The sequence below is a fragment of the Kribbella sp. NPDC055110 genome (assembly GCF_053607525.1).
In genome coordinates this window covers 102441-115715 of sequence record NZ_JBSGTS010000025.1, presented here as the reverse complement: position 1 = coordinate 115715, position 13275 = coordinate 102441, and the positions used below count along the sequence as shown (strand labels likewise).

Annotated in this window: 10 protein-coding genes; 6 read left to right on the top strand and 4 right to left on the bottom strand. The window is 67.5% G+C overall.

All coding sequences use genetic code 11. The features are described from left to right. Positions 1–632 precede the first annotated feature (632 nt). Entirely contained in the window at positions 633–3713 is a 3081-nt protein-coding gene (locus tag ACWF0M_RS30520) for a GH92 family glycosyl hydrolase (RefSeq protein ID WP_452239177.1), read from the top strand. A 108-nt stretch (positions 3714–3821) separates the two neighbouring features. On the opposite strand, the gene ACWF0M_RS30515 is transcribed toward ACWF0M_RS30520, so the two are convergent. The 3 genes from ACWF0M_RS30515 to ACWF0M_RS30505 all read right to left on the bottom strand — a co-directional run bounded on the left by ACWF0M_RS30515 (position 3822) and on the right by ACWF0M_RS30505 (position 6472). Beyond that, positions 3822–4820: a LacI family DNA-binding transcriptional regulator gene (locus ACWF0M_RS30515; protein ID WP_452239176.1), complete on the bottom strand. Its 999-nt coding sequence runs from the start codon at positions 4818–4820 to the stop codon at positions 3822–3824. Between the two features lie 69 nt (positions 4821–4889). Further along, positions 4890–5822 carry a ribokinase gene (locus ACWF0M_RS30510; RefSeq protein ID WP_452239175.1) on the bottom strand — a complete coding sequence of 311 codons (933 nt, stop codon included), beginning with the start codon at positions 5820–5822 and terminating at the stop codon, positions 4890–4892. Further along, positions 5819–6472, bottom strand: coding sequence for a KpsF/GutQ family sugar-phosphate isomerase (locus tag ACWF0M_RS30505; protein ID WP_452239174.1), 654 nt, complete (start codon positions 6470–6472; stop codon positions 5819–5821). Before ACWF0M_RS30505 ends, ACWF0M_RS30510 begins: the two co-directional genes overlap by 4 nt. A gap of 242 nt (positions 6473–6714) precedes the next feature. On the opposite strand from ACWF0M_RS30505, the gene ACWF0M_RS30500 reads away from it, so the two are divergent. The 4 genes from ACWF0M_RS30500 to ACWF0M_RS30485 are packed head-to-tail and all read left to right on the top strand — an operon-like array spanning position 6715 to position 11842. Further along, complete coding sequence (locus ACWF0M_RS30500) at positions 6715–8070, top strand: ABC transporter substrate-binding protein (protein ID WP_452239173.1); 1356 nt, start codon at positions 6715–6717, stop codon at positions 8068–8070. Continuing rightward, positions 8070–9020 (top strand): carbohydrate ABC transporter permease, encoded by a 951-nt coding sequence (locus tag ACWF0M_RS30495; protein ID WP_452239172.1) that lies wholly within the window; start codon positions 8070–8072, stop codon positions 9018–9020. The genes ACWF0M_RS30500 and ACWF0M_RS30495 overlap by 1 nt, the downstream gene beginning before the upstream one ends. Further along, positions 9010–9807, top strand: a complete 798-nt coding sequence (locus ACWF0M_RS30490) for a carbohydrate ABC transporter permease (RefSeq protein ID WP_452239171.1) — start codon at positions 9010–9012, stop codon at positions 9805–9807. The genes ACWF0M_RS30495 and ACWF0M_RS30490 overlap by 11 nt, the downstream gene beginning before the upstream one ends. A 10-nt stretch (positions 9808–9817) precedes the next feature. Then, positions 9818–11842: a DUF4185 domain-containing protein gene (locus ACWF0M_RS30485; protein ID WP_452239170.1), complete on the top strand. Its 2025-nt coding sequence runs from the start codon at positions 9818–9820 to the stop codon at positions 11840–11842. Positions 11843–11947: 105 nt separating this feature from the next. Here ACWF0M_RS30485 and ACWF0M_RS30480 read toward each other — a convergent pair whose 3' ends face one another. Beyond that, entirely contained in the window at positions 11948–12613 is a 666-nt protein-coding gene (locus ACWF0M_RS30480; protein WP_452239169.1) for a maleylpyruvate isomerase family mycothiol-dependent enzyme, read from the bottom strand. A gap of 54 nt (positions 12614–12667) precedes the next feature. Between ACWF0M_RS30480 and ACWF0M_RS30475 the strand changes: the two genes are divergently transcribed. Next, complete coding sequence (locus ACWF0M_RS30475; RefSeq protein WP_452239168.1) at positions 12668–13270, top strand: CGNR zinc finger domain-containing protein; 603 nt, start codon at positions 12668–12670, stop codon at positions 13268–13270. The last annotated feature ends 5 nt before the right edge of the window (positions 13271–13275 follow it).

Here is a 13275-nt window from a genome sequence, read left to right as displayed (position 1 = left end):
ATCGCCCTGGCCATGCTCACCCTCGGCGGCTACCGCCCACCCCTCCCCGGCCGAAACTGACCCACGGATCAGTCAGAAGAGCCGGATATCCGTTCCTCTGCCGGACGGGTGGCTGGGTGATCGGGTTGGTGGCGGGACGGCTGCTCGCGGCGGGGTGGTGTGCACGCTCGACAGGTAGTGCACCGGTGAGACGGTGTACGCACGGGCGCGTTCACGCTCAGGTGCACTACCCGGCCACCGGACACGTCCTGTCGAGCGTGCACATCACACGAGGCCCGGCACCGCCCTGGAACCCGTCGACCACCCACATCAGTCACAAGAGCCCGGATAACCCGTGGTCTGCCACCTCCATCGCCGGGGCAGTGGACGTATACGTACTGTCGAGCTGCTGGAGGGACCGGCTTCGCGAGCCTTGGCTGAGGATCACCAGCCCGGCGGTTTGCGTGGCGGGAGATGTGACGAGGCCTTCGATGGTCCGGAGCGCCGCACCTGTTCGGCGGGTCTGGCAGGAGACCTGGCGTTCTCTCCGCGGCCATCGAAGGCCTCGTGCTCAAGAGGTTAGCAGCAGGTGGGACGAGTCCAGGATGGAAACATGGTGACGGGGGTGGCGTGGTGGTTCGTAGGATTGCGGCGTGATTATTGAGTGTGGTGGCGGGCCTGGTGGACCTACTAGTTCGCGGGCGGGGTTCGCGGGTGTGGACGGGACGCGGTACTCGGGGACGAGCGGTGGGCGGCAGGAGGTTGGGCTGCCTGGTGGGGGTTGGGTGGTCTCGGCGGGGGATCGGTTGGGGTACAAGGTTTATCCGGAGCTCGATGCGGGGCTGACCTACGCGGCGACGTACGTGGCGGTCGAGGTGGTGTTTGCGGACGGGACGCGGTTGGACGGGGCGCGGGATCAGTACGGGAAGGCTGGTGACGCCGCGGGGCAGGGGGCTGCGAAGATCCTGTACGCCGACCAGTGGAACGACGTACAGGTCGATCTGACCGCGGCCGCGGGGAAGACGATCGCGCAGGTCGTGCTTGTCGTGGATGCGCCCGAGGCGGGGCACGAGTTCGCGGGCTGGATCGACGACGTCGAGATCGGCCCGGCGCCGGTGGAGCCGGATGGGTCGGACCTGACGGCGTACGTCGATACGCGCCGTGGGACGAACGCCAGCCACGACTTCTCCCGCGGTAACACGCTCCCGATCACCGCGTGGCCGAACGGGTTCAACTTCCTCACGCCGGTCACGAACGCGTCGACGTACCGCTGGCCGTACGAATACCATCGCGCCAACAACGCGGACAATCGCCCCGAGTTGCAGGGCCTGACGTTCTCGCACCAGCCGAGCCCGTGGATGGGCGACCGCGATCAGCTGACGATCATGCCGGTCGCCGCCGCGGAGCCGCTGGGCGATGCCGCCGAGCGGGCGGCCGCGTTCAGCCACGACGACGAGACCGCCCGCCCCGACCTGTACGCGGTCGACCTCGCGAACGGGATCCGCGCGGAGCTCACCCCGACCGACCACGGCGCGATCTTCCGCTTCACGTTTCCGGAGGACGCACCAGGACGGCACCTGATCTTCGACACGATCGACGAGAACGGCGCCTTCGAGTACGACGGGAACGCGGTCACCGGCTGGGTCGAGAACGGCGCCGAAACCGGTCGCACCCGGATGTTCTGCTACGGAACATTCTCCTCCCCGCCAACCGTCTTCGGGGCCGCGCGGGGTGGTCGCGAGAACGCGCGCGCCGCGAGCTTCGACGTACCTGAGGTGACGTTGCGGATCGCGACGTCCTTCATCGGTGTCGACCAGGCCAGGCGCAATGTAGAGCTCGAGCTCGAGGGGCGGTCGTTCGAGGAGGTCCAGGCCGCCGCCAACGCGGTGTGGAACGAGCGCCTGCAGGTCATCCGGCCGGAGGGCGCGACGCCGCCGCAGCTGCGGACCGTGTACGGGAACCTGTACCGGCTCAACCTCTACCCGAACTCACACTTCGAGAATGCGGGTACGCCGGACGCACCGGAGTACCGCTACGCCAGCCCGGTGCTGCCCACATCAGGTGCCCCGACCGCGCGCGAGACGAACGCGGTCGTGAAGAGCGGGAAGATGTACGTGAACAGCGGTTTCTGGGACACGTACCGGACCGCGTGGCCGGCGTACGCGTTCTTCTACCCGGCGCTGACTGCGGAGCTCGTCGACGGGTTCGTGCAGCAGTACCGCGACGGCGGCTGGATCGCGCGCTGGTCCTCGCCCGGGTACGCGGACTGTATGACCGGGACGAGCTCCGACGTGTCGTTCGCGGACGCGTACCTCAAGGGCGTGACGTTGCCCGACCCGTTGGCGACGTACGACGCGGGGCTGCGGAACGCGACTGTCGCACCGGAGGCGACCGAGGTCGGGCGGAAGGGGGTCGAGACCGGATTCTTCGCCGGATACGTGAGCAGGGACACCGAGGAGAGCGTGTCGTGGTCGCTCGAGGCGTACCTGAACGACTTCGCGCTGGCCTCCATGGCTACCAACCTGGCCGATGCATTCCCCGAGCGGCGCGCGCAACTGCTGGAAGAAGCGGAGTACCTGCGGCGCAGGTCGCTCAACTACGTTCTGCTGTTCGACAACGACATCAACTTCTTCCAGGGACGTCGGCCGGACGGTGCCTTCGCGAAGACGCCCGCCGACTTCGATCCCGAGGAGTGGGGCGGCGACTTCACCGAAACCGACGGGTGGAACTTCGCGTTCCACGTCGCGCACGACCCGCGCGGCCTGGCCAACCTGTACGGCGGACCAAGCGGTCTCGAGGCGAAGCTCGACGCGTTCTTCGCGACCCCCGAACTCGCGATGAAGAAGGGCACGTACTCGATCGTCATCCACGAGATGCGCGAGGCGCAGGCCGTCCGGATGGGCCAGTTCGGCTTCTCGAACCAGCCGGCCCACCACATCGCCTGGATGTACAACTATGCCGGTACGCCGGCCAAGACCCAGGCGATCGTCCGCGAGGTCCTCGACCGGCTGTACGTCGGTGAGCAGATCGGGCAGGGGTACCCGGGCGACGAGGACAACGGCGAGATGTCCGCGTGGTACCTGTTCGCGGCGCTCGGTCTCTACCCGCTCCGGGTCGGCGCCCCCGAGTACGCGATCGGCTCGCCGCTCTTCTCGCGCGTACTCGTCTCCCCGCTGGGCGGCCGTCCGCTCACGATCACCGCGACCAACCCCGAACACCCTTATGTACAAGATCTCCAGGTCGACGGCAAACAGTTGTCCGTAGCATCAATCACCCACGCGAACCTGACCGCTGCCGGCCAACTCCACTTCACCCTGGGCGCCGAACCGTCCGACTGGGCGACCCTGGAACTCCCACCCGCGCTCACGACCGGCGACGCCGTACCCACGCCCCTCGTCGACCTGATCCCCGTCGACGCCGGCAATCCCCTCTTCGACGACACCTCGGCCACCGAAACCACCGTCGACCGGGTCACCACGTGGTCCCTCCCCGCCCCCGCGACCCCCACCATCTACACCCTGACGTCAGGCGCCGAGGCGGCTCCCACCACCTGGCAACTAGAAGCCTCCACCGACGGCACCACGTGGACCCTCATCGACGAACGCACCAACCAAACCTTCCCCTGGCCCCGCCAAACCCGCCCCTTCAAAATCAGTTCCCCAGCCAACTACCAGCACTACCGCCTGACGTTCCCCACCCGCACCCCCCTCGCCCAGGTTGAACTCCTCCACTAACGCCGCGCTCCGTCGAGTCGTGGATCTTGGCTGATTTCGCGAGCCAAAATCCACGACTCGCGATCCGCGTCCACAACCAATCGCCACGACTCGGCGGAGTGGGGTCTTTTACTTCTTGGGGGCTGAGGTGGCTCGGATGTGGAGTTCGGTGCGGAGGGTGACGGTGGAGGGTGGGCGGCCGGGGGAGGCGGTGCGGTCTTTGAGGAGGAGGCCGGCGGTGCGGCCGAGTTCGTAGGTCGGCTGGGCGACGGTTGTCAGGCTGGGTACGACGAGGTCGGCCCAGGGGATGTCGTCGAAGCCGACGATCGCGATGTCGTCGGGCGCGCGCAGGCCCTTCTTCGCGAGGCATTCCAGCGCGCCGACGGTCATCAGGTTGTTGGTGGCGAACAGCGCCTCGGGCGGATCGGGTAGTTCGAGCAGGCTTTCCATCGCGGCGTACCCGCCGGCCTCGCGGAAGTCGGCGTGCCGGACTAGGTCCTTGTCGTACCGGATCCCGCCGGCCCGGAGCGCGGACCGGTACCCGGCCAGCCGGTCCATCGCCGTCGACACCTTGCGCGGCCCGGTGATGCAGGCGATCCGCTGGTACCCGCCGTCAATCAGGTGTTTGACGCCCTCGAACGCACCGTGCTCGTTGTCCACCAGCACGGTATCGGCCTCGACCCCCTCGACGCGACGGTCGATCATCACAAGCGGGATCTTCGCGTTCGCCAGCAGGTGGACGCCCTCGGCCGTCGACGTCGGGGAGATCACGACGCCGGCCATCTGGTCGGTCAGGACCGCCGACGCGTACGCCGCTTCCTTCGCGGAATCCTCGTCGGAGTTGCAGAGTACGACGTGGTACCCCTCGGTCTGCGCCACGTCCTCGAGCCCGCGGACGAGCGAGGTGAAGAACGGGTTCTCGATGTCCGAGATGACAACCGCCCAGAGGTTCGTCGAGGACTTGCGCAGGTTCCGCGCGACCCCGTTCGGACGGTACCCGAGCTCCGCGACCGCGGCCCGGACCTTCTCGGACAGCTCGGGATCCACGTTCCGCCGGCCGCTCAGCACGCGTGACACCGTCGCCGGTGAAACCCCCGACCTACGCGCGACGTCGTAGATCGTCGTCATACCCGCTCCCCGCTGGAGATCCGATGGTCGTCTGGATCGCACTCTAACTCCGATCCCGCCCAAAGGATCTCATGAGGCAGCAGACTCCAGGAGGGCGACGGCGGTGGCGCGGCCCGGGGCCGAGTCGGCCGCCCCGTGCACTGTGGTCGAGAGGGCACCCGCCGCGTTCGCCAGCCGTACGGCGTCCACCAGGTCGGCCCCGTCCGCGAGCGACGCGGCCAGCGAACCGCAGAACGCGTCGCCGGCGCCGACCGTGTCGACGGTGTCGACCTCGTGCGCGCTGATCCGCTCCTCGAACCCGCCGACCCGGTCCAGGACATAGGCACCGCGAGCCCCGAGCGTCACCACACAGGCCCGCAGGTCCCAGTCCTCGGCGAGTTTGCGCGCGATCATCGGCACCTGCGACTCGTCGTCGCAGTTCAGCCCGGTCAGCGCCGCGGCCTCCACCTCGTTCGGCACCAGAATGTCGACGTACGACGCCAACGTCGGGTCAACCGGCCCGACCGGGGCCGGTGTGAGGATCGTGGTGACGCCCGCGGCCGAGGCGAGCCGGAGGGCGGTGTGGCTCGCCTCGACCGGGAGCTCGAGCTGCACACTCAGCACCTTGCTCGCGGTCAGTACGTCGGTCGCGCCCTCGACGTCCAGCGCGGTGATCGCCGCGTTCGCGCGGGACACGATGATGATCGAGTTCCCGCCGTCCGGTAGCACCAGCGGCAGCCCCACCCCGGTGCCCAGCGACGGATGCCGCACCACCCAGGACGTCTCGACCCCGTTCGCGGACAGCAGTTCCAGGAACTCCTCGCCGTACCGGTCCTCGCCGATCGTCCCGACGATCGCCGTCCGCGCGCCCATCCGGGCGGCCGCGATCGCCTGGTTCACGCCCTTGCCGCCGAGGAACTCCGCGAATCCGGTGCCGTGCAACGTTTCACCCGGCAACGGCCGCCGCTCCGCCGACGCGACCAGGTCCTTCATGAACGACCCGAGCACACAGACATCATTCATGCCTGGTCCTCCGAGAGACGCTTGCCCAGGGCACCGGACGGATGGAACTGCGCGAAGTCGTGATGACTGAACTCCCGCAGTACGACGAGGGCGCACGCCAGCGCGTCGCCCATCGCGAGTGAGGCGGTCGTCGACGCGGTCGGCGCCAGGTTCAACGGATCCGCCTCGCGGAGCACCATCGTGTCCAGCGTGTACCTCGCCAACCGCGCCAGCGTCGACTCCTCGCGGCCGGTCATCGCGATCACCGGGATCTGGCGGTCCCGCAACATCCGGGCGAACTCGCACACCTCGGCCGTCTCCCCGGATGCAGACAAGGCGAGAACGAGATCGCGGGTCGTCACCGCTCCGGAGTCCCCGTGCAACGCGTCGCCGGAGTGGATGAAAGTGGCCGGAGTACCTGTGCTCGCGAGCGTTGCGGCGATCTTCCGTCCGACCAGGCCGGACTTGCCGAGGCCGGTCACCACCAGGTGGCCTTCGCATCGGGCGACGGCGATCAGCACCTCCAGGAAGACCCCGTCCAGGCGGTCGGCGAGTGCCGACACGGCCGCGGCCTCGGTCTCGATGGCGTCCCGCGCCGCTTGCAGTCCCCGTGCCACCAGGTCCCTGGACAGCTCGTCGGCCGTGCGGTGGGCGGCCGCACGGTTCGGCACAACTGGCATCCCAGCGCCTCTCATCTCAGAAATCGATTTCCGCAGATTAGGCAGCGGGGTCGAGTGGTGTCAACGTCTGCGCCCAGGTCGAAACCCTTGTGTACACGCGGAAATCCCCGGAGTGGATCACATCGTCACCCCGTCGGCCCTTGACCGGCCAGGCCGCCGATCGTAGATTGCGAGAAATCGATTGCCCCTCGAAGCCCACGGCTCGGCCGTTCGAGAGACCCCTGGAGCACCTGATGGCCGCAACACCCTCCCCTGCCCTCAGCCGCCGGTCCGTCCTGCGCGGCGGACTGGGCGCGTTCGCCGCGTCCGCTGCCGGCGTACCGCTGCTGTCCGCCTGCGGTGGCGACGAATCCGGCGGCAACGCCAAGGAGATGTCGTTCTGGAACTTCTACGGACCGTCCGACGACCAAGGCCCGCAGAGCAAGTGGTTCGTCGACACCGCCGCGGAGTGGAACAAGAACAACGACGTCAAGGTGAAGCTGCGCTACATCCCGGGCAAGGACTACCTGAGCGGGACCACGCTGCAGACCGCGTTCCAGTCGGGGCAAGGTCCGGACATCTTCCTGATCAGCCCCGGCGACTTCCTCCGCTACTACAACGGCGGCGTACTGCAGGACCTCGGATCCGCACTGCCGGACGAGTCCAAGAAGGACTATCTGCCCGGTCTGCTCGAGGCGCGCAGCGTCGACGGCAAGGTGTACGGCCTGCCGATGGAGATCGAGCCGCTCGCGATGTACTACAGCGAAACCGCGTTCGAGAAGGCCGGCCTGTCCGAGGCCGATCTGCCCAAGACCTGGGACCAGACCCTCGCCGTCGCGCAGAAGCTCACCAACAAGAAGCAGTACGGCGTGATGTTCGAAACGGCTCCCGGCTACTACCAGAACTTCACCTGGTACCCGTTCCTGTGGCAGGGCGACGGCAGCGCGATCAAGGACGGCAAGTCCGCGTTCGACTCGCCGGCCGCCGTACAGGCACTGAAGTTCTGGGGTGACACGATCAAGAACAAGGTCGCTCCGCGCAAGGCCCTCGGCGACGGCGGCGGGGACGTGCTGTCGAACCTCGGGACCGGCGCGGCCGCGATGCAGCAGAGCGGTATCTGGGCGGTCTCCGATCTGCGCACCAAGGCGAAGAGCTTCAAGTACGGCATCATTCCGCTGCCGACGCCGGACGGCGGCCAGGCGGCCACCGACCTCGGCGGCTGGGCGTTCGTCGCGAACTCCAAGGGCAAGAACCCCGAGGCCGCGGCCAAGTTCATCGCCTGGGCGCTCGGCTCCACCGACGCGGCCGGGGTCGAGCGGCAGCGACAGTGGAACACCGTGGTGAAGACCAACGTGCCGCCGCGCAAGTCGGTGCAGCAGGCCGCGGACGCGAAGGGCGCGTTCAACGAAGGCGCCTTGAAGAAGTTCGTCAGCGAGATCGCGCCGACCGGCAAGCCGGAGCCGCGGTTCCCACCGGAGGTGTACCAGCCGATCGCGGACGCGATCCAGGCCTGCCAGCTGAACGCGGCCGATCCGGCCAAGGCGGCGGCCGACGCGGCCGAGAAGATCGACACGTTCCTGAAGACCTACCAGGGCGCGCCGATCAGCTGATGGTGACGACAACAGCTCCGCCGTCCGAGCCTCTGGTGAGGGCCCGGCCGCGCAAGACCGGCATGACGAGGAAACGGCGCGAGGCGTTGGCGGCGTATGCCTTCCTCGCGCCGGACACCCTCGGCCTGCTGATCTTCGTCGCGATCCCGATGGTGCTCGCCTTCGGGGTCGCGTTCTTCAAGGTCGACGGCTTCGGCAACTACCGGTACGTCGGTCTGGGCAACTACAAGCTGATGGCGGGCGACGACCAGTTGTGGGCGTCGCTGAAGGTCACCGCGACGTACGTCGTGACTTTCGTGCCGATCGCTTTCGTCGTGAGTTTCGCGCTGGCGATGCTGGTCCGCAACCACTTCAAGGGCATCGGCTGGGTCCGGTCGGCGTTCTTCCTGCCGAACGTGGTCAGCCTCGTCGTGGTCGGCCTGATCTGGCAGTTCCTGCTCGTGGACAAGCGAGGCGCGCTCTCCAAGATGCTCGCGCCGCTGGGGCTCGGCGACGTGTCGTTCCTCGGTACGCCGTCGCTTGCCTTAGGCACCTATGTGGTCATCAGTGTCTGGTTCCTGATGGGGTATCAGATGCTGGTCTTCCTGGCCGGTCTGAAGGACGTGCCGAAGGAGCTCGAGGACGCCGCGGCCATCGACGGTGCGGGCCCTTGGCAACGGTTCCGGTACGTGATCTGGCCGCTGCTCCGGCCGACCAGCTTCTTCGTCGTGGTGAACTCGACGATCGGCGCGGTCACCGGTCTGCAGGCGTTCGACCTGGTCTTCGTGCTCACCAAAGGCGGCCCGGCCCGCGCGACCAGCACGGTCGTGCTCTACATCTACGAGCAGGCCTTCACCTTCAACAACATGGGGTACGCCGCCGCGCTGACCACTGTGGTCGTGGCGATCCTCGTGGTGTGCACGGGCGTGATGTTCGCCTTCACCCGCGGAGGTCGCTTCGATGAAGATTAGGTTCTTCCCGATCTTGGCCCACCTTCTCGCGCTGATCGCGGTCGCGCCGCTGTTGTGGATCGTGATCAGTGCGTTGAAGCCGCCCGAGGACGTGTTCAACTTCGGGTGGCCGTCGACGTGGACGTTGGACAACCTGCAGTACGTGCTGCTGAAGATCCCGATGCCGCGGTTCATGCTGAACTCGGCGATCGTGTCGGTGACGGTCACCGTGATCGCACTGTTCTTCCACTCGATGGCGGCGTACGCGCTGGCCAGGCTGCGGTTCCCGGGGCGCGGGATCATCTTCTCCGGCATCATGTCGACGCTGCTCGTATCGCTGCCGGTGATACTAGTTCCACTGTTTCTAGTGGCAAAGCAACTAGGTCTGCTGGACAGTTACGCCGGTCTGATCGTGCCGAGCATCTTCCACGCGTTCGGGATCTTCCTGCTCCGTCAGTACTACCTGAACATCCCGCGGGAGCTGGAGGAAGCGGCCGACCTCGACGGCTGCGGGTACTGGCGGCGGTACTGGAGCGTCATCCTGCCGCTCAGCCGGCCGGTGCTCGCGTCGTTGTCGGTGCTGTTCTTCCTGGCCAACTGGAACGCGTTCCTGTGGCCGCTGACCATCACCCGGAACCCGGACCTGCGCGTGATCCAGCTCGGCGTGTCCGGCATGCAGGGGCAGTACGCCTCAGCCTGGAACCTCATCCTCGCGGCCGCCGTGATCGCGGCCGTTCCGACCGTCGTGGTGTTCGTCGCGGGCCAGCGCCGGCTGGTCGACGCGATGAAGACGACCGGCCTCAAGTGAAGGAACTGCCATGAAACGTGGGGCTTTGCTTGCTCTCTTGCCGCTGGTCTTCGGAACGGCGACGCTGCTCACCCAATCGTCCGCCACCCCGCCGGCCGTCTCGACGACCGCGATCGGCACCGCCCAGGTGGAGTCGAAGGGCACGCCCAGCAAGAGTGACGGCGATCTGTGGCCGTCGTGCTGGGCCGGCAACGACAAGCTGTACGCCGCGAACGGTGACGGCAAGGGATTCAGCGTCGACGGCGACTTCGCCGACATCGCGGTCAGCGAGATCACCGGTACGCCGGGAAACTTGTCCGGGGCAACGATCTCACGCGGGGACCAGGTCGGGTCCGTCTGGAGCGGTCCCGGGTACAACCGGAAGCCGACCGGGATGGTGTGCGTCGGGGACACGCTGTACGTCGCCGTACAGGACCTCGCGCTCGACTTCAACGACGTACCGGCGGCGACGATCCTGAAGTCGACCGACCACGGGCGGACCTGGACGCGGGACAAGTCGAAGCCGATGTTCGCGGACCATGTCTTCACGACGATCTGGTTCGCGGACTATGGCAAGGGTGGTGCCGCGGCGCCCGACGGTTATGTGTACGCCTACGGGCTGGACGGGAACTGGCGGGACTCGTTCGACGACACGGTCGCCGATCCGCAATCGGTGTTCCTGGCGCGGGTGCCCAAGCGGGACGTGCAGGACCGCAGCGCGTGGAAGTTCTACACCGGGGCCGGGTGGTCCGCGAAGATCGCCGATCGCAAACCGGTGCTCAACGATCCGCGGCGGTTGTACGCGCAGACGTACGGGACGAACGCGTCCAACCTGAGCGTGATCAGTCAGGGCGGCGTGACGTATCTGGCCCAGCAGAAGCGGTACGTGTACACGTCGTGGACGGAGTACACCTTCGAGTTCTACGAGTCGCCGACCCCGTGGGGGCCCTGGAAACACTTCCTCTCGAAGGACTTCGGCGGGTATCCGTGGTCGACCTCGAAGTACGGCGGGTACGGCGTCACGATCCCGTCGAAGTTCGTGCAGCCGGACGGCAAGACGATGTACCTGCAGGCGAACGTGTGCCCGTGCGGTGGCGGCGGGATCGGAACGTCGGTCTACAACTTCAACCTGCGCAAGCTCGTCGTGACACCTTCGTCGAACGCGCCGGCGTCGAACCTGCCCGGGCCCGAGAACCTCGCGACGGGTGCTGTGGCGATCTCCAAGTCCACGCAGTCGGGCAGTCTCGCGTTGCTGAACGACGGCTCGCGCACTGGGAGCGAATCCGACTTCGACGACGAGGTGAAGGGCGCGTCGTGGTGGGGGTACGAGTGGCCCGCGCGGCACAAGGTGAACAACGTGGAGTTCACGTCCGGAGCGGTATCAGCCCAGGGCGGGTACTTCACCGGGCGGCCGCGGGTCCAGGTACGCCAGGACGGGCAGTGGGTCGAGGTCGGGTCCCAGACCGTGTCGCCGACGTACCCGGGCGATGCGTCGGCCGGCGCGAACACGACGTACACGATCACGTTCCCGGTGCAGGAGACGGACGGGGTCCGGGTGATCGGTCTGCCTGGTGGGACGCGTTCGTACTCGACTGCATCCGAGGTGGCTGTTCGCTACGTGTCGCAGCTCGCTGACGGTGGATTCGAGGGCACCGGCGGCGGCAAGCCCGCGTGGCTCTTCGAAGGTACGGCGGCCAACGGCGTCGACCGCGGCCTCGGCTTCGCGCACTCGGGCGCCAACAACGGCTGGATCCGTTGCACGTGTACGGGCTGGAGCGCGCTCTACCAGACCGTCCCTGTTGTCCCGGGTACGACGTACACGTTCGGCTCCTGGGTCAACGCGTCGGCGAACCTCCCCGCCGGCCAGGGGCGCTTCGGCGTCCGCGCCGGAACAACCGACCTCGCAAGCACCACCTTCGGCGCCGGCACGGGCTACGTGCACCACGAGGTCACGGTGAAGGTCCCGCCCGACGTCCACGAATTGACCGTCTACGCGGGCTTCAACGCACCCAACCTCGACACCTGGATCCAGGTAGACGACTTCACCGTGAGCTGAGCGGACGCCCACCACTCACCAAACGCCCGCGAGGACCTCGAGCTTCGCCGGTGCCCGCCTGGAGTGCCCGGCGTGGCCGGGGTTGGTGAGTGGTGGGAGTCCGGCTCACGGCCAAGGGAGGAGATCGGGCGCCGGGCCTGTGATGGGGGCTGGGGTTGGGCGGCCGGCATACCAGGCGGTGAGGTCGGTGAGGGCGCCTTCGAGGGTGATGTCCGCGCCGATGCCGTTGTCCCAGGTGAGGGCGGGGGACTTGAGGATCAGGTGGGTGTTGTCGGGGGTGCGGGCGCGGAGGAAGTCCAGGAGGTGCACGCAGAAGTCCTCGGACCAGGTGGTGGCGGTGATGCCGAGGTCGAGGTCCGTGGTGTGGATGGTGAGTTCGCGCCACGTCGCCTGCAGGCCCGCGGAGAGATTGCTGTTGCGGTGCAGGATCGGGAGCGGCCAGTCCGTGGGGCCGACCTTGTCCCAGGAGGCGAGCAACGTGGTGACGGCCTGCGTCAGGTGGGACCGGAGCTCGGCGGCGGGGCGGTCGGCGCCGGCCTCGATCGCGGCATCCCGCGCCGGGCGCCCACCGTCGTACACCTCGATCAGTCGACCCTGCAGCGCCTCGTCGACCTGACGCGTCATCGCCTCGGAGAAGTACGCGATGTGCGTGATCACATGTCCACGCGACCACCCGGGCAGCGCGGAGTCGACGCGTGCGATGGCGTCGTCGAGGTCTGCCGTCAGGGCGAGCAGCTCGTCAGCGATCGCGCGTACTTCGTTCAGGCCCACAGCAGCTCCTTCATTTCACATGCCATCAATCGAATGTCCCATTAGTATCACCAGATGACCACCCTCGCCTTCGAGTTGGCCGCCACGATCAAACACGACGGCCACGGCGGCATCACAGACCTCCTGTCGACCCGGGAGGACGCAGCCGCCTGGCTGACCGACCACAAGCAGCTGGTCGCGCACGTGTTGCGGTGTGACTTGGGGAGGTTTGTGTACCCGAATCGGCAAGAAATCCTCCCCAACTTGGAGGAACTGCTACGGATGAGGCGCGCCGTGCGGGCGTTGTTTGCTCGGGCGGTTGCGCCTGGGGAACCCAGCAAGGCGGACGCCGGGCAGCTGATGAAGGTCGAGGATGCACTGCGGGTGGTGAACGAGGCGGCGGATCGGTTGGGTACGACGCACCTCGAGTGGGCGGAGGAGCCGGTTCTGCGATGGGCGTGCCTGACGGAGGATCCGGTCGCGTTGCTGATCGGCGCCGTCGGGCGGTCGGCGATCGACTTCTTGGCAGGACCGGATCGGGCGCGGTTGCGGGCGTGTCCGGCGGCGCGGTGTGTGAAGTACTTCCTGCAGGACGACCCGCGGCAGACGTGGTGCTCGCCCGCCTGCGGGAATCGCGAGCGGGTGAACCGCCACTACCGCAAACGCACCGCCGGATAAATCAG